Origin of the sequence: Flavobacterium sp. FlaQc-30, from assembly GCF_044005885.1 — a bacterium.
Taxonomy (GTDB): domain Bacteria; phylum Bacteroidota; class Bacteroidia; order Flavobacteriales; family Flavobacteriaceae; genus Flavobacterium.
This window is the reverse complement of sequence record NZ_JBIPCO010000001.1, coordinates 525,075-542,655: the sequence shown is the minus strand read 5'-3', so window position 1 is coordinate 542,655 and position 17,581 is coordinate 525,075. Positions and strand designations below refer to the sequence as shown.

Annotated in this window: 17 protein-coding genes; 6 read left to right on the top strand and 11 right to left on the bottom strand. The window is 33.1% G+C overall.

The window, feature by feature from the left end; genetic code table 11:
- Positions 1–116: 116 nt before the first annotated feature.
- The 4 genes from ACHRV0_RS02320 (at position 117) to hflX (ending at position 6,685) form a co-directional block, all read left to right on the top strand.
- A complete protein-coding gene (locus ACHRV0_RS02320; RefSeq protein ID WP_395439774.1) occupies positions 117–2,933 on the top strand; it encodes a TonB-dependent receptor in 2,817 nt (938 codons plus the stop codon).
- Positions 2,934–2,950: 17 nt separating this feature from the next.
- Entirely contained in the window at positions 2,951–4,300 is a 1,350-nt protein-coding gene (locus ACHRV0_RS02315; RefSeq protein WP_395439773.1) for a DUF5689 domain-containing protein, read from the top strand.
- 121 nt (positions 4,301–4,421) lie between these two features.
- Positions 4,422–5,285: a hypothetical protein gene (locus ACHRV0_RS02310; protein ID WP_129023479.1), complete on the top strand. Its 864-nt coding sequence runs from the start codon at positions 4,422–4,424 to the stop codon at positions 5,283–5,285.
- A gap of 167 nt (positions 5,286–5,452) precedes the next feature.
- The gene (gene hflX, locus ACHRV0_RS02305) at positions 5,453–6,685 is read left to right on the top strand and encodes a GTPase HflX (RefSeq protein WP_395439772.1); all 1,233 of its coding nucleotides are present in this window, start codon (positions 5,453–5,455) and stop codon (positions 6,683–6,685) included.
- A 143-nt stretch (positions 6,686–6,828) separates the two neighbouring features.
- Here hflX and ACHRV0_RS02300 read toward each other — a convergent pair whose 3' ends face one another.
- The 6 genes from ACHRV0_RS02300 to ACHRV0_RS02275 form a co-directional block, all read right to left on the bottom strand.
- Positions 6,829–7,779 (bottom strand): DUF3078 domain-containing protein, encoded by a 951-nt coding sequence (locus ACHRV0_RS02300; RefSeq protein WP_370431410.1) that lies wholly within the window; start codon positions 7,777–7,779, stop codon positions 6,829–6,831.
- Positions 7,780–7,857: 78 nt separating this feature from the next.
- Entirely contained in the window at positions 7,858–8,367 is a 510-nt protein-coding gene (locus ACHRV0_RS02295) for a DUF2480 family protein (protein ID WP_129023476.1), read from the bottom strand.
- Positions 8,368–8,447: 80 nt separating this feature from the next.
- Complete coding sequence (locus ACHRV0_RS02290) at positions 8,448–8,771, bottom strand: SUF system Fe-S cluster assembly protein (RefSeq protein ID WP_017494560.1); 324 nt, start codon at positions 8,769–8,771, stop codon at positions 8,448–8,450.
- Between the two features lie 88 nt (positions 8,772–8,859).
- Positions 8,860–9,285: a SufE family protein gene (locus ACHRV0_RS02285; RefSeq protein ID WP_129023475.1), complete on the bottom strand. Its 426-nt coding sequence runs from the start codon at positions 9,283–9,285 to the stop codon at positions 8,860–8,862.
- Positions 9,286–9,287: 2 nt separating this feature from the next.
- Positions 9,288–9,713, bottom strand: a complete 426-nt coding sequence (locus ACHRV0_RS02280) for a hypothetical protein (RefSeq protein WP_129023474.1) — start codon at positions 9,711–9,713, stop codon at positions 9,288–9,290.
- 11 nt (positions 9,714–9,724) lie between these two features.
- Positions 9,725–10,939: an aminotransferase class V-fold PLP-dependent enzyme gene (locus tag ACHRV0_RS02275; protein WP_395439771.1), complete on the bottom strand. Its 1,215-nt coding sequence runs from the start codon at positions 10,937–10,939 to the stop codon at positions 9,725–9,727.
- Between the two features lie 220 nt (positions 10,940–11,159).
- Between ACHRV0_RS02275 and ACHRV0_RS02270 the strand changes: the two genes are divergently transcribed.
- Positions 11,160–12,509: a serine hydrolase domain-containing protein gene (locus ACHRV0_RS02270; protein WP_395439770.1), complete on the top strand. Its 1,350-nt coding sequence runs from the start codon at positions 11,160–11,162 to the stop codon at positions 12,507–12,509.
- A 185-nt stretch (positions 12,510–12,694) separates the two neighbouring features.
- Positions 12,695–12,865: a hypothetical protein gene (locus ACHRV0_RS02265; protein WP_164975008.1), complete on the top strand. Its 171-nt coding sequence runs from the start codon at positions 12,695–12,697 to the stop codon at positions 12,863–12,865.
- A gap of 107 nt (positions 12,866–12,972) precedes the next feature.
- Here ACHRV0_RS02265 and sufD read toward each other — a convergent pair whose 3' ends face one another.
- The 5 genes from sufD to sufB all read right to left on the bottom strand — a co-directional run bounded on the left by sufD (position 12,973) and on the right by sufB (position 17,525).
- Positions 12,973–14,289, bottom strand: a complete 1,317-nt coding sequence (gene sufD, locus ACHRV0_RS02260; RefSeq protein ID WP_395439769.1) for a Fe-S cluster assembly protein SufD — start codon at positions 14,287–14,289, stop codon at positions 12,973–12,975.
- Between the two features lie 118 nt (positions 14,290–14,407).
- Positions 14,408–14,776: a four helix bundle protein gene (locus tag ACHRV0_RS02255; RefSeq protein ID WP_395439768.1), complete on the bottom strand. Its 369-nt coding sequence runs from the start codon at positions 14,774–14,776 to the stop codon at positions 14,408–14,410.
- A 46-nt stretch (positions 14,777–14,822) separates the two neighbouring features.
- Positions 14,823–15,569, bottom strand: coding sequence for a Fe-S cluster assembly ATPase SufC (gene sufC, locus ACHRV0_RS02250; protein WP_017494567.1), 747 nt, complete (start codon positions 15,567–15,569; stop codon positions 14,823–14,825).
- Between the two features lie 11 nt (positions 15,570–15,580).
- Positions 15,581–16,069: a flavodoxin family protein gene (locus ACHRV0_RS02245; RefSeq protein ID WP_129023470.1), complete on the bottom strand. Its 489-nt coding sequence runs from the start codon at positions 16,067–16,069 to the stop codon at positions 15,581–15,583.
- Positions 16,070–16,076: 7 nt separating this feature from the next.
- Positions 16,077–17,525, bottom strand: a complete 1,449-nt coding sequence (gene sufB, locus ACHRV0_RS02240) for a Fe-S cluster assembly protein SufB (protein WP_129023469.1) — start codon at positions 17,523–17,525, stop codon at positions 16,077–16,079.
- Positions 17,526–17,581: the final 56 nt, after the last annotated feature.

Sequence of the window (17,581 nt, the reverse complement as noted above, 5' to 3'; positions counted from 1 at the left end):
TTGAACTCTTTGTTGTTTGTATTATCTACAAGACAAAACTCTTTTCCAAAAACCAATTTTATTTTTTGAATAGGATTAATATCCGAAAACAATTTTCAAAGTAAATTGGAATTTTAATGGTAAAAAAATACACTGTCTTTTTTATTTTATGGTCTTTTAATTTTGCTTTTGCACAAGAAACAATCTTTAGAGGTGTTGTTATTGATGCTAAAACGCAGAATCCTCTTGAGAATGTTGTAGTAAGTATTCAGAATTCTTCAATAACAAAACTTACTTCAAAAAGCGGCAAATTTGAACTGCATTCTTCTATAGAAGGAGAACAACTGCTTTTGATTCACAGTCAAGACTGCAAAGACTTACTTCTTAAAATTCACTCAAATTTTGGTCAGATTATATATCTCGGCGTATTAGAGTTAGAAGATATTTATTCAGATGAAGTTCCAGCCGCCTTGATAACTTTATTAGACAGTGATTTATCTGATGATAACAGCTCATCTGAAATGACTTCGGGGCTTTTGCAATCTTCAAAAGATGCTTTTATGCAGGCTTCAGCATTTAATTGGAGTCAGGCAAGATTTAGGATTCGTGGTCTAGACAGCGAAAATGGCACCATGATGCTGAACGGAGTGATAATGAATAAAATCTATGACGGCAGACCGCAATGGAACAATTGGGGCGGATTAAATAATGTGCTTCGCAATCAGGATTTTTCGATTGGAACAGCAGCTTCAAATTATACTTTTGGAGGTATTCTAGGAACGCAGCAGATTTTTACACGAGCTTCTCTTTATCGAAAAGGATCACAGCTTACCTTTTCAGGAAGTAATACAACTTATAGTTTACGAGCAATTGCAACGTATGCTTCAGGAATGAGTGCTTCGGGCTGGGCTTATGTGGTTTCAGGAGGTAAAAGATGGGCGGACGAAGGCTATTTTGAAGGAACAAATTTTGATGCCGATTCTTTTTTTATGAGCGTCGAAAAGAAATTAAGGAATAAGCATTCTCTCAATTTTACAGGATTTTATACGCCAAATTCCCGCGGGAAAAATTCTCCAAATACAACCGAAGTAACAAGTTTAAAGGGTGAAACATACAATTCGTATTGGGGATTTCAGAATGGGAAAAAGCGAAATGCAAGAGCGAAAAAGGTTGAAGAACCTCTTTTTATGCTTAATCATTATTTTAAAATAGATGAAAAAACAAACCTGAATTCCAGTCTTATGTATCAATTTGGAAAAGTTGGAAATAGTACTATTGATTACCAAAATGCAGATAGTCCCGATCCAGTTTATTATAGAAAAATGCCAAGTTATTTTAGTTCACTTTATGCAAAAGATAAAGGAGAGTTTTCAGGTGAATTTACTCCAGATTATGAAAATGCTGCCAAAAGTAAAAACATATTTTTGGCAAATTCCCAAATAGATTGGAATACCATTTATTTGGCAAATCAAAAACTGGGGCAAAATGGTTGTGAACCAGCGCAAAGTCATTATATTTTATATGAAGACAGAACAGATGATAAAACTTTTGCGGCAAATTCTAACCTAAATATCCAGATTACTCCAAATATTGCTTTTGATGGAGGAGTTACGTATCGAAATTTAAAATCGCATAATTTTCAATATTTACTAGATCTTCTTGGCGGTAAATATTTTGAAGATATTGATCCATTTTACAAAGGAGATTTTTCTCAATCTGATTTACAGAACCCAAATAGGCAGGTAAAAGAAGGTGATATTTTTGGTTACAATTATAATTTTTTAGCCAATACAATCGATGCCTTTACACAGTTTAAATTTTCTTATAATAAAACCGAGTTTTATTTGGCACAATCGTATTCAGTGTCTAATTATCAAAGAGAAGGATTGTATCAAAACGGAATTTATGCCACTGCTTCTTTAGGAAAAAGTGAGAAAGTAAATTTTGAGAATTTTGGCTTCAAAGGAGGTTTCACCTATAAAATTTCGGGAAAACAATGGTTGTTTTTTAATGGAGCACATCTTACAAGAGCGCCGTCTCTTCGAAATACATTTTCAAATTCACGTTTAAATAATAATATAGTTAACGGAATAGAAAGTGAAAACATTAGCAGTGCCGAAGCCAATTATGCGTATAGTTCTCCAAAACTTAAAATGCGATTAACGGCTTATTATACTTTAATTAAAAACACGTCAAAAACGTCTTTTTTTTATGCCGAAGGAATTTTTGGTAATGGAGCAGGTTATGATGCAACAGATGCTTTTGTAAGTCAGACTTTAACACATTTAGATAAAAAAAATACTGGAGCAGAGTTGAGTTTTGAATACCAAATCTCATCAACATTAAAAACAACGTTAAGTGCTGCTTACGGTAATTACGTTTACAGCAGTAATCCATATGTATCGATTACAAATGATGCAAATGCAGCAAAAGATGGAGTACAAACTACATTTGACTTTGGCTCCGCCTATCTTAAAAACTACAAACAATCTGGAACACCTCAAAGCGCCTTTTCGGTTGGTTTAGAATATCGTGATCCTAAATTCTGGTGGATTGGAACTAATATAAACTATTTGACAGATAATTATATTGATGTTTCTCCAATTTCTCGAACTTCTCAGTTCTACATTAATCCCGCAAATGGATTTCCTTTTCCCGAAGCAACATCTGAAAGAGGAAATGAATTATTAAAACAAGAAAAGTTTGATCCTGTAAGCCTATTAAATATTAATGGAGGAAAATCTTGGAGGGTTCATAAAAAATATATCGGACTTTTTGCCAGCGTCAATAATGTTTTGAATTCAATGTATAAAACAGGCGGTTTTGAGCAGGCGCGGAATGCAAACTTTAGAGCCTTAAATCAAGATGTATCCAGCGGAACGCCTTCTTTTGGACCAAAATATTACTATGGATACGGCAGAACTTATTTCTTAAATCTCACAATAGGTTTATAAACGAAAATTTATTTATCATGAAAAATATAATTCTAAACTCATTTTTTGCGTCATTGCTGGTATTTGTTTTAGGTTGCAGCACCGAAGTTGAAACCCCAAAACTAGTTTGTACACAGCCTGATTTTACAGTAAATAAAACAGTCGAAAAGGTGTACGAACTTTCAAGCAGTGCGGCAAAGCAATATTTATATGATGATATTATTGAAGCTTATGTAGTATCGAGTGACGAAGGAGGGAACTTTTTTAAAACCATTTCACTGCAAACAAAAGCAACAGCTAACAGTCCTGCAGTGGGATTTAGTGTTCCAGTTGATGTTTCGAACACTTATATTGATTATCGTTTGGGGAACAAAGTTTATGTGAAACTCAAAAATCAATTCACGGATTTGTATTATGGAGGTTTAAGAATAGGAAGTTTATACGTTAGCAATTCAGGAGATCCTGCAATTGGCAGAATTTCTCAGAATGACTTTAAGAATGTATTAAATGCCTCGTGTACTATAATTGATGAAAACCAATTAGTAGAGTCACTTTCTATAGAAGAAGCACTTGTTGACAGTAAATTAAATACATTAGTTGAGTTCAATGATGTAGAATTTACAGAAGCTGCTCTTGATCGACATTATTTTGAAGAATCAAATAATGTGGGAGGATCAACAAACTGGAATCTGCGTGATAAAACGGGAAATCAAATTATATTTAGAACAAGCAGTTATGCAAAATTTGCAGATCATTTTGTACCAGAGGGAAGTGGAAAAGTAAGAGGGATTCTAACCAAATTTGGTTCAGATTATCAATTGATGGTACGATCTGAAAATGATGTTGTAATGAATGGAAAAAGAAATACTCCCTTTTTCTCCGAAGATTTTCAAACAGTTAAAAACAATGTTAATTTTGCACTTCCAGGTTGGAGTAATATTGTAGAAAAAGCAACAAAATTATGGAAAAGTATCGTTTATGCAGGAAATGGCTATGCGGAGTTTAATACGACAAGCACAACAGCTGCAGAAAATATTGCCTGGTTGGTTTCTCCAAAAATTAATTTAACAGGATATAAGAATGCGGTATTGTCTTTTAGAAGTGCGCAACATGATTTAAAAGTGGATTCGCCTCTAAATACACTTGAAGTTTACGTTTCAACGAATTTTGACGGTTCAAATGTAACCAAAGCAAAATGGACGAAACTGGATGCAAAGGTTCCGCTGCTTTCAACTCCTGCGCGCCAGTTTATAAGTTCAGGCGGTATCGATTTATCATCTTATTCAGGAAACATTCATATCGGTTTTAGATATATAGGATCTGGAAAAGATAAAACACTTAATGGTGCTTTTATGGTTGATGATGTAAAGATTTTTGGAGAAAAGTAAAATGGAGTTCAAAATTCAGTTTTAATCTGCTGCAGAGTATTTTGACCTTTTTTAAGTTTTAAAGTGTTAAATTTTAGTAGAATTTTGTATTTTGGTCATCCCAAATCAATACAAAAACAAAATGAAAATCTACTTTATTGCCATCATAATGATGGTATTTCCATTCTTAGCACATAGCCAGGATGATACTCCTGTGAAATTAAAGCAAATAAACATTGTAAAAACAAATTACCAAAACTCAAAAGACGGTGAAATTGTAAACAAGACAGTTGTATTTAAAGACGGTAAACTTCAAACAATTACTACTTCCGATGTTATTCAGCATTTTTTTTATAATAAAAACGGTTTGCTTGATATGACAGTTAAAGACAAAGTGGGCAGCGACTGGAAAGAAGTTATTAATTACACTTATAATGCCGATAATAACATTACTAAATTTGTAAAAAAATATCAAGAAGGACCTGACTATATAACTAAAGTAGTCACTTTTGTATACGAAGGAGCTCGAGTTAAAGTAACTACTAAAAAAAGTACTAATCACCAAAACTTAGTTGATGATATTGAATATATAGTAGAAAACGGAATTATTGTAAGACGTACTTCTCGTGACAGAAACAAGGCAATTATCGGGAAAATCGAATATGTTTACGTAAACGATAATGTATCTAAACATAAAGGATTAGTTGGAGATAAAATTTCTAAATCATTCACTTATGACGATAAAAAATCTGTTGATCAGTTAATCGTTCAAAGCCTTTTTGGTGACAATTATAAAGTAATTGTTCCAATGATTTCTTATCATGAAGATGAATTTAGTTTTGAGTCAATTTCATACAACAACGAAATGAATTTTAGCCCATCGTCTACTGTATTAGTTGCTGTAAGCAGAAAATATAAATACAATAAATTAAATTTTCCGATTTCGTGTTCGCAAATTGAAGAAAACGGAATTGTAAAAACAGAGAAAACCTTTATTTACGAATAAATACGTTTAAAATCATTTTTAAGCCATTTGTAAACAAGTTTTATAAAAGAAAATCCTTTGTAAAACATAGTTTATAAATGGCTTATCTTTTTAAATACAATTTAAAAACCTAATTCTATAATTGTAAGTAGCAGGCAAATCATTAAATTTGCAACTTATTCAAAGCTATGTTAGAAAAAGAAGTTATAAATTTTGAGAGAACTGCCATTGTTGGTATTATAACTCAAAATCAAAGTGAGGAAAAACTTAACGAATATTTGGACGAATTAGAGTTTTTGACTTTTACCGCTGGAGGTGAAGTTATAAAACGTTTTTCGCAAAAAATGGAGCGTCCAAATCCCAAGACATTTGTTGGTACAGGAAAAATAGACGAAATCAATCTTTTTGTAAAAGAAAACAATATATCGACTTTAATTTTTGATGACGAATTATCGCCGTCTCAGCAAAAGAATATTTCAAGAATTATTGATTGTAAAATTCTTGACAGAACCAATTTGATTCTGGATATTTTTGCACAAAGAGCGGAAACTTCGTACGCAAGAACTCAGGTAGAGTTGGCGCAATGCCAATATTTATTACCAAGACTTTCTGGTTTATGGACGCACCTTGAGCGTCAAAAAGGAGGAATTGGAATGCGTGGTCCTGGTGAAACGGAGATTGAAACAGATAGACGTATTGTACGTGATCGAATTTCACTTTTGAAGGATAAGATCAAAACGATCGACAAACAAATGAGTATTCAAAGAAGTAATCGCGGAGCAATGGTTCGTGTGGCTTTAGTTGGATATACAAACGTTGGAAAATCGACTTTGATGAATGCCATTGGTAAAAGTGATGTTTTTGTCGAAAACAAATTGTTCGCAACATTAGATACAACAGTTCGAAAAGTGGTAATTAAAAATTTACCGTTTTTACTTTCTGATACAGTTGGTTTCATCAGAAAATTGCCAACACAATTGGTAGATTCTTTCAAAAGTACACTTGATGAGGTTCGTGAGGCTGATTTACTTTTGCATGTTGTAGATATTTCGCATCCAGATTTTGAAGATCATATCGAATCTGTAAATCAAACTTTGCAAGAAATCAAAAGCAATGATAAACCAACGATTATGGTTTTTAATAAAATCGATGCTTACAAACATTTGACTATCGATGAAGATGATTTGATTACCGAAAGAACTAGAAAACATTACACACTTGAGGAATGGAAACAAACTTGGATGAGTAATGTTGGAGAAAATAACACTTTGTTTATTTCGGCAACACAAAAGCAAAATTTTGAAGAATTTAGAGAAATGGTGTACGAAGCAGTTCGTCAGATTCATATAACGAGATTTCCGTATAACAAATTTTTGTATCCAGATTATAAGGATGCAGTTGAAAAAGAAGAACAAGAATAAGAATAAGTTGAATTCTTATAAACTGTCTTTTATTAAAACATAAAGTTCGCAGAGCTAATCTAAATAGCTTTGCGAACTTTATGTTTTTTGAGATACTTTAGTCAGCGCTCTCTGAGGTAAAATTAAGCGGTTTGCAGTTTAAATTAAAAACCAAAATTAACTCCTAAACCAAATACTTCTCTGGTTTGAAATCCTTGAAAAGCATTGTCATCATAAATCGCTTGGAAAGATAAGTTTGCCGATAGGAATTTATTGATTTTCATAACAATATTCAGAGAGTAATTGATGTCTACATTTTGTGGATCTTCTAAATAATTAGAGTAAAGATTTAAAGTATTTTCGGCAGTTACGTTGGTCATTATTGCTAATTTATAATAAACAGAGGCATAAAAACCTAATTCGTAACGCATGCTTTTGTTAGCATCTACACCAAAATAAGCACCATCAACATATGGTAATCCTGTTGCTTGATCTATTCCAGAAGTATATGCGCTGTCAACAAATGTAAATTTTGAAGTTAATGGAGCGAAGTTTATTTTAAGATTATCGTCTTTTGTCCAGTAAATTCCAGGACCTGTAGTAAGATAACCAGGAGACATAAATTTGGTATTTTCGGTTCTAATTTCTTTTCCATTTGCATCCTGTCCATAAACATAGCCAGTTGTAAATTGCGTTCTGAAATTCAGGAAATAAGAGTAGTACCATTCTCCAAAAGCTCTTTTTCCAACGATAGAATTAAACTCTAGTCGGTCATCTGTCTTTTTTCCGAAATCGGCATTTTTGGTTTGTAAGAGTCCGTAAGAAGCTAAAACTTTATTATCCCAAGTTAAGTCCTCTTTTTTGTAATTAAAATCATAATTGATTCCCAAAGTTCCAGAAAAACTGTCTTCTCCTCCGGCAATCCAATTGTTAAAGCTTGACTGATTAAGCAAAAGAGACACAGTTCCTTTTGCCTTCCAGCCATCTTCTTCAATAGTATCGTTTATTTTTTTTACCGCTTTTTCGGTATTTTGAATTAATTCTTTTTCTGAATTTTGTGCCTGAACAAAAGTAAAGTTCGCTAAAATGAAGAGTAATAACGTCAGCTTTCTCATGGTTATTTAGTTTAAGTGTATTAACAAATATACTAAAAACGCTTAAAAGGTTAAGGCATAATTGATCGAAAAAGCAAGTTATTTCTTAGATTCCTTGTACAAAGGGACTGCAGAGCAAGCTTCACCGTACATTATGCTTCGGGCGAAGGGTTGAAGGTTGTTTGCTGCTAAAATATAAGCTCGCATTGGTACTGGTTTTCTTGAGCAGCCTTTTACAATGACAGGTTTGTTCTTGTAAACCGAATAATCGATTTTACTTAAGATTTCTTCATATAAGCTAGCATCTAAATCTTCGATAGTTCCATTGACTACTTTTTTTGCAAAAGGCGCTAAATGGATGCTTACTAAAATTAAAGCCCAAGCCGGAACGATAGCGTCTGTACTGCAATGCACAGCCACATATTGATCTTGGTATTGTGACCAATCGTGATTTTTAAGGTGTTCTCTAAAGTCTTTTTCTTTCAATAAAAATCCTTCCAAAAGCCATTGCGAAATGTCAATTTGTGTACGGATTCCTTTTGGATAATAATCCTCTAAATCAAAAACTTCTAAAGCACTATTAGCAACTTTATTGATGATTTCTTCCATTCTTTAAGTCTTAAAGTCGAAGGTCGAAAGTCATAAACTCTTTTATTAGACTTTATAACTTTCAACTTTATGACTGTTTTTTAAAGCATTCCTAATTCTAATTTTGCTTCTTCGCTCATTAAATCTTTACTCCAAGGCGGATCGAAAGTAATTTCAACGTCAACATCTTTTATGTTTTCGATCGTTTTTACTTTTTCTTCTACCTCTCTTGGTAAGCTTTCTGCAACCGGACAGTTTGGAGAGGTAAGTGTCATTAAGATTTTTACTTCGTAATCTGTATTTACCATTACATCGTAAATTAATCCTAATTCATAAATATCAACAGGAATCTCAGGATCGTAAATTCCTTTTAAAACTTTTACGATTGATTCTCCTAATTCGTTTGTGTCTATTTCTTGTTCCATTTTGTTATTTGTTTTTTCGCCACGAATTTCACAAATTTCCCGAATTTAAAAATTAGTGTCAATTCGTGAAATTCGTGGCAAAAGAAATTTAATTTTTGTTTTTTGCGTCAAAAGCCAAAGCGTACATTTTGATGTTTTTGATCATCGAAACCAAACCGTTGGCACGTGTTGCTGATAAATGTTCTTTTAATCCAATTTCGTCTATAAAATCAGTATCTGCATTTATGATATCAGATGCTTTTTGATTGGAGAAAGCACGAATTAAAATCGCGATTATTCCTTTTGTCAAAATTGCATCACTATCAGCAGTAAAGACAATTTTGTCATCTTTTTGTTCGCCTTGAAGCCAAACTTTAGACTGACATCCTTTGATTAAATTCTCGTCGGTTTTGTATTCTTCTTTAATTAACGGAAGACTTTTTCCTAGTTCAATGATGTATTCATAACGCTGCATCCAGTCGTCGAACATCGAAAATTCGTCTATTATTTCGTTTTGAATTTCTTTTATTGTCATAATTATTCTTTAGCAAAATCAACCAGTAAATTAACCAGTTTTTCTATTTCCTTTGGAGGAAAACCATTGTCGAAACCTTTTGTTTCGTAGGTCTTTTGATTTTGAGTTACTTTTAAATTTCCAATTGCAGCGCCGTCGTAAAAACGTTTTTCTGTTGGAGCTTTCAAATTTGGAATATTTTCTAAATTTATTTTCGAAAACTCAATTACAATTTGTTTCCATTTTGCATCATTAATTTTCGCTTCTACAGCTTCCTCATTTCTAGCATTGGTAACTGTTGCTGTTTTATTTTGAACAATTATCTTTTTGTAAATTCCTCTTGAAACGGCAGTGTATTCCAATTGTGTTTTGGTCATATCTGCTTTTTTTTGACTAGAACAGCTCGTTCCAATAAAAAGAGTTAAGAGTAATAAAGATAATATTCTCATAAAATAGGTTTTTAGCTCAGCATTGTTTGGGCTTTCTTAACTGCATCAACCATTAGATCAATTTCCTCTTTAGTGTTATAAAAAGAGAAAGAAGCACGAATTGTTCCCGGAATACAGAAGAAATTCATAATTGGCTGCGCACAGTGATGTCCAGTTCTAACCGCAATTCCTAATTTGTCAATGATTGAACCAATATCATAGGGATGAATTCCATCAATATTAAATGAAACCACAGAAGCTTTATTCTTTCCAGTTCCGTAGATTCTCAAACCTTCAATTTCTAGTAGACGTTTTGTAGCGTACTCTAAAAGTTCGTGTTCATATTCCTGAATATTGTCGAAACCTATATTGTTTAAATAATCAATTGCAGTTCCCAAAACAATTCCGCCCGCAATATTTGGAGTTCCAGCTTCAAATTTATGAGGAAGATCTGCGTAAGTAGTTTTTTCGAAAGTCACTTCTTTGATCATCTCGCCGCCGCCCTGATAAGGAGGAAGTTTATTTAACCATTCTTCTTTTCCATATAAAATTCCTGTTCCAGTTGGACCGCACATTTTATGTCCTGAAAAAGCATAAAAATCACAATCTAATTCCTGAACATCTGGTTTTAAATGTGGAACAGCCTGAGCGCCGTCAATTAAAACAGCAGAACCTACAGCGTGTGCCTTATCAATAATATATTTAATTGGGTTAATGATTCCCAGTGCATTCGAAATATGATTTACCGTAACCACTTTTGTTTTTTCAGAAAGTAAAGCATCAAATTCTACGATGATTAATTCTCCATTTTCATTCATCGGAATTACTTTCAAAACAGCTCCCGTTTTTTCACATAACATTTGCCAAGGCACAATATTACTGTGATGTTCCAGTGAAGAAACAATTACTTCGTCGCTAGGTTTCAAGATTGAAGCAAAACCATTTGTAACTAAGTTAATACCGTGTGTAGTTCCCGAAGTAAAAAGCACTTCGTGAGCATGTTTTGCATTTATATGGTCTTTTACTTTTCCACGAGAAATCTCGTAAGCATCAGTAGCTAATTGGCTTAAGGTGTGAACGCCACGGTGAATATTGGCATTAATTTCCTGATAATATTTTACTTCTTCATCAATCACAATTTGTGGTTTTTGCGAAGTAGCTCCGTTGTCGAAATATACTAAAGGTTTTCCGTTTACAGTTTGTGAAAGTATCGGAAAATCAGCTCTTATTTTTTGGATATCTAGCATGTCTTATTTAGAAAAAATCTATTTACAAAAGTACTAAAACTAAATTTGTTTATACAGCAATTCTATAATTTCCTTTTATGGTGCCATTGTTAGATGCTGTAAATGTTGATTCCGTAAAAAATAATTCTGTTTTTTGAATTATCCGAAATAGATTTGTGAATTGAGTTCTGAAATCGTGAGCATAAATTATTTATATTGCAATAAAAATATCTAAATCGTCATGAAAAAGTTTCTCAAAGTATTTCTGCTTGTTTTGGTTCTTGCCTTTTTGTATTTCGGATTTACAACCTATCCGAAACTTGATTTGATTTCTGGTTTCTCGGCAAAAAGTGTCGCGTCAGGACATTTTATCGATAATCGTCCATTGGATCTAATTGAAAAAACAGACAATGATATTGATATGATTGATTTGGCTAAAAATTCAATTGATGATGCTGGAAAATTTGCAGTTTCATCTGTTTATGGATTGAAAGAAAGAAAGGCAATTTACAGAGAAGGTTTGGGAGCTTTATTAATTAATGATGATTTTGATATTTCGAAACCGTACCTGCTTCCAAAAAGAACAAAATTGGTTAATAATCTTCCTTTTCCTTATGGCAATAATGAACCAAAAGATTCTGCTTTCGCAAATGTCGACTATGCAAAATTAAAAAAAGCCGTTGACGATTCTTTTGATAAAGATGGCGGAAAAAAGAAAAGAACACGTGCCGTTGTTGTTTTATATAAAGACAAATTAATTGCCGAAAAATACGATACAGGTTTCAATAAAGACAGTAAAATTTTAGGCTGGTCGATGACAAAAAGTATCACAAGTTCTGCTTTTGGAGTTTTGGCAAAACAAGGGAAAATTGATATTTATAAACCAGCGCCAATCAAAGAATGGCAAAATGACGAACGCAAAAATATTACCGTAAACGATTTGCTTCACATGAATTCTGGTTTAGAATGGGAAGAGAATTACAGCACAATCTGCGATGCTACACAAATGCTTTTTCAATCTGAAGATATGGGAAAAGTACAAATGGATAAACCAGCGAAATATAAACCAAACACACATTGGTATTATTCTTCAGGAACGACAAACTTATTATCGAGAATTTTAAGAAGTCAATTTAAAACACAGCAAGAATATCTTGATTTTTGGTACAGCGCCTTAATCGACAAAATCGGAATGAACTCGATGATTGTAGAGCAAGATATGAGCGGTACTTTTGTTGGTTCTTCTTACGGATGGGCAACGCCAAGAGATTGGTCAAAATTCGGATTATTATACTTGCACAAAGGAAACTGGAACGGCGAACAGATTTTGGATGAAAGCTGGGTTAAATATACAGCAACACCAACCAATACTTCTGATGGAAAATATGGAGCGCAATTTTGGTTAAACGCTGGAGGGAAATTCCCAGATGTTCCTCGTGATATGTTTTATTGCAGTGGGTATCAAGGACAAATGGTGGCGATTATTCCTTCTTTGGATATGGTTATCGTGAGAATGGGAGTGAAGGAAGAAGAACCTGGATTTGATTTTAATGGGTTTTTGAAGGGGATAATTTCTTCTGTAAAAAAGTAATTGTATGAATCCAGTTTTGAAATCAATTCTAATTGGAATTGTAGGGTTTGTTGTTTTGATTTTGTCGTTTTCATTACTAATTAGAATCATTCCTTTTTTTGGCAAATTATTTTTATTCGTAGGATTTGGAATGATTTTATTTGGATTCTTTTCCTTCTTATTTAATGTCTTTAAGAGATAATTTAATGAAAAACGAAATTAAAGTGCCAATTTTTATGATGCTTTCTGGTTGGCTTCTTGGAGGATTTGGATTTACGACAACATTGGGACATCCAATAAGTACAATTTCTTTTTGTCTCGGATTAAGTTTGGCTTTTTTTGGATTTATATTATTTGTTCTTAGAGTGAAAAAATAAAATTTAACCGCAAAGACGCCAAGTAAAAAGCGCAAAGTTCGCAAAGTTTTGTAATAAACCTTTGCGAACTTTGCGTAATTCTTTGCGAACCTTGCGGTTAAACAATACTATAAATCAAATCCTAAATTCACGCCCAATTTCATGGCGATGATTTTAGTAATTCTTTGTTTTAATTCTGGTATTTTGATGCTTTCGATAACGGCATTTGAAAATGCGTACATTAATAAAGCTTTAGCTTCTTTTTGTGGAATTCCACGAGATTGCATGTAGAACATTGCTGTTTCATCCAATTGTCCAACGGTACAACCGTGAGAACATTTTACGTCATCAGCGAAAATCTCTAATTGTGGTTTTGCGTTGATAGTAGCTTTGTCGCTCAATAAAATGTTGTTGCTTTTTTGGAAAGCATTTGTTTTTTGAGCTTCTTTTTCTACCAAAACTTTTCCGTTGAAAACTCCTGTTGAACGATCAGAGAAAATTCCCTTATAATCCTGGAAACTTTCGCAGTTTGGCGTTGCGTGGTTTACCAAAGTATAATGGTCAACGTGTTGTTTGTCATTTAAGATTGAAATTCCGTTTAACGTACTTGTCAATCTTTCTCCAAAGTGATAAAAATTCAAATTGTTACGCGTTAAATTTCCGCCAAAAGAGAAAGTATGTACGTAAGCATGACTTTCCTGTTGTTGCGAAACGTAAGTGTTGTCAATTAAATTGGCTTCACTATTGTCGTTTTGAATCTTATAAAAGTCAACAATTGCACGTTTTTGAGCAAAAATCTCTGTAACCGAATTGGTTAAAACTGGGTTTTCATTCAAGCTTTGGTGACGCTCGATAATTTGAACATGTGAATTTTCTCCCACAATAATCAAATTTCTTGGCTGAACCATTAAAGCTGCTTCGCTTCCAGTTGAGAAATACATAATCTCAATTGGTTTATCAGCAACTTTTTTCTTCGGAATATTGATAAACGCACCTTCCATTGCAAATGCAGTATTCAATGAAGTCAAGCTGTCATCTTTACTTGCAATTTGATTAAAGTAGGTGTCAATAATCATTTTATATTTTGGTTTGGTTAATGCTGATGACATCAAGCAAACATCGATTCCGTCATGCGTTGTAGAAGACAAATGCGAACTAAATACGCCATCGACAAATACTAATTTATAAGTGTCAATTTCATGTAAAAAGTATTTTTTTACCTGACTGAACTCGATTGCATTTTCCTGCTTTGGAAAAACCGAAAAGTCATTTTTTAAGATGGCATTTAGCGATGTATATTTCCAAGCTTCTTCTTTTTTGGTTGGGAAACCTTTATTTTCGAAGTTTTTTAAAGCATTTGTGCGTATGTCATGTAAATCTGAATGTACATCGACACGCTCTTCAAAAGCCATAAAAGACGATACTAATTTTTCTTTTAAATCCATTTTGTGTTTTAGTCTTAAAGTCGAAAGTCGAAAGTCGAAAGACTCTGGATTGTCGACTATTTTTGTGAAAAAATCATAAATTAAGTTGAGTCTGAAAAAGACTTTACAACTTTTGACTTTATGACTTTTGACTCAAATATTTAATGAAACCGCTTAATAATTTCGATATTTCTGTTATCGATTCCAAAAGCATTTTAAATTCTTCTTTTATAATGTATTCTAAATCAAAAGCTAAATATAATTGAGATCTAACTTCTCCTGCTGATGCTTTGGCTACATATAAAAAGTAAATAAACTCTTTGTCTGTATTTCTCTCAAAACCCTCTGCTATATTTGATGATATAGAAAGGGATGCACGTCTTATTTGTCTAACAAAATCAAAGTCTTTTTTGAAATTAGAATTTTCGGTAATCAAATATATTTTCTTATTGAAGATTCGAGATTTTTGCCAAGAATTTATTTCCTCAAAAGATTTAAACTTACTCATGCTTTATTTCAACTTTATGACTTTTGACTTTCGACTTTAAGACTTATTAATTCTCTGCTTTGATCCAATCGTAACCCTTTTCCTCTAGCTCATATGCTAGTTCTTTTCCTCCAGATTTTACAATTCTTCCGTTGTAAAGAACGTGAACGAAATCAGGAACGATATAATCTAACAAACGTTGGTAGTGCGTGATAACGATAATTGCATTTTTCTCGCTTTTTAATTTGTTTACACCATTTGCAACAATTCTTAAAGCATCGATATCAAGACCAGAATCGGTTTCATCAAGGATAGCTAATTTTGGCTCTAACATTGCCATTTGGAAAATTTCGTTTCTTTTTTTCTCTCCTCCAGAAAAACCTTCGTTTAAAGAACGAGATAAAAATTTACGGTCAATTTCTAATAATTCAGATTTCTCACGAATCACTTTCAGCATTTCGTTTGCCGGCATTTCTTCTTGACCGTTTGCTTTACGAGTTTCGTTGATAGCAGTTTTCATAAAGTTAGTTACACTAACTCCAGGAATTTCTACAGGATATTGAAACGAAAGGAAAACTCCTTTGTGTGCTCTTTCTTCTGGAGCTAAATCTGCAAGATCTTCTCCGTCAAGGAAAACTTCTCCGTCAGTAACTTCGTAGTTTTCGTTTCCTGCAATAACAGCAGAAAGTGTACTTTTTCCAGAACCGTTTGGTCCCATGATAGCGTGTACTTCGCCAGCTTTAACTTCTATATTAATTCCTTTCAGGATTTCTTTATCACCAATTGAGGCGTGAAGGTTTTTTATTGATAACATTGTTTTTTATTTTATATAAATGTCAATTCTATTTTTGTTGTTTGGTTTAGGATATTTGCATTAAAATGTGCGTGTCCTAAATATTCCATGCCTAAATAATCGGCAGTTTTTTTAAACGGAATGTAAAAACTTTCTTCGATTTCATTGTCGTGTGAATTTGAGATCACGCCAATTTTTTTTCCTCTAAGTTTTCTTCCAGTTTCTTTTTCAATTCGGATTAAATCTGAAAACCGATCAAAAAAGACCTTCATAATTCCGCTCATATTATACCAATAAATGGGCGTTGCAAAAATGAAAGTATCATGATTTTCGATAATCTTTTTAATCAAAGGCAAAAAATCATCTTCTATATTTTTGCTTTCGTAATCATAATATGAAATATTATAATCACTTAGATTTACTACATCAATATGGTATTCTTTCACAATTTCGTCCACAATTTTTGTTGTGTTGCCGTTTTTTCTGGAAGAACCTAAAATGATGACTTTTTTATTTTCCATCTTCAAATTATCCAACAGAACCTTCTAAAGAAATCTCTAATAATTTTTGCGCTTCAACCGCAAATTCCATTGGAAGTTTATTCAATACATCTTTACTGAAACCGTTTACAATTAAGGCAATCGCTTTTTCAGTCGGGATACCTCTTTGGTTGCAATAAAAAACCTGATCTTCTCCAATTTTACTTGTAGTTGCTTCGTGCTCAATTTTAGCCGATGGATTTTTACTTTCGATATACGGGAAAGTATGTGCTCCACAATTATTCCCCATTAACAATGAGTCACATTGTGAAAAGTTTCTTGCATTCTCTGCTCTTGGAGAGATTTGCACTAAACCACGGTAGCTGTTTTGTGATTTACCAGCCGAAATACCTTTAGAAATAATAGTCGATTTAGTGTTTTTTCCTAAATGGATCATTTTAGTTCCAGTATCCGCTTGTTGGTAATTATTGGTAACAGCAATCGAATAAAATTCTCCTACCGAATTATCTCCTTTTAATACGCAAGATGGATATTTCCAAGTTACAGCAGAACCTGTTTCAACTTGTGTCCAAGAAATTTTAGCATTTGTTTCGCATAAACCTCTTTTGGTTACGAAGTTGTAAACTCCACCTTTTCCTTCTTTGTTTCCAGGAAACCAGTTTTGAACGGTAGAATACTTAATTTCAGCATCATCCAAAGCGATTAATTCAACTACAGCAGCGTGTAATTGGTTTTCATCGCGACTTGGAGCAGTACATCCTTCTAAATAAGAAACATAACTTCCTGCATCAGCAATCACCAAAGTTCTTTCGAATTGTCCTGTTCCTGCCTGATTAATTCTGAAATAAGTTGAAAGTTCCATTGGGCAACGAACACCTTTTGGAATATAACAGAAACTTCCGTCAGAGAAAACTGCTGAGTTTAATGCTGCGTAGAAGTTGTCTTTTTGAGGTACAACCGTTCCTAAATATTTTTTTACTAATTCTGGATGTTCTTTGATAGCTTCAGAAATTGGACAGAAAATAATTCCTTTTTCAGCCAATGTTTTCTTGAAAGTTGTAGCTACCGAAACAGAATCGACAACAATATCCATAGCGACATTGTTCATCATTTTTTGTTCATCAACAGAAATTCCTAACTTTTTGTACATCTCTAAAAGTTCTGGATCAACATCGTCCAAAGTTTTGTTAGGATCTACTTGTTTTGGAGCTGAGTAATAAGAAATCGCCTGAAAATCTGGTTTTTCATAATGAACATTTGCCCATTCTGGCTCAATCATTTCTTTCCATGCGCGGAAAGCCTCGATGCGCCATTCGGTCATCCATTCAGGTTCTTCTTTTTTAAGAGAAATAGCTCTGACGATGTCTTCGTTTAAGCCAATAGGGAAAGTCTCAGATTCTATATTAGTATAAAATCCGTACTCATATTCTTTAGTTTCCAGTTCGATTTTTAAATCGTCTTCGGTGTATTTGCTCATTGTTTTCTTATTGAAAGATTTAAAAATTGAAGGATTTAAATATTAAAATCACTTCC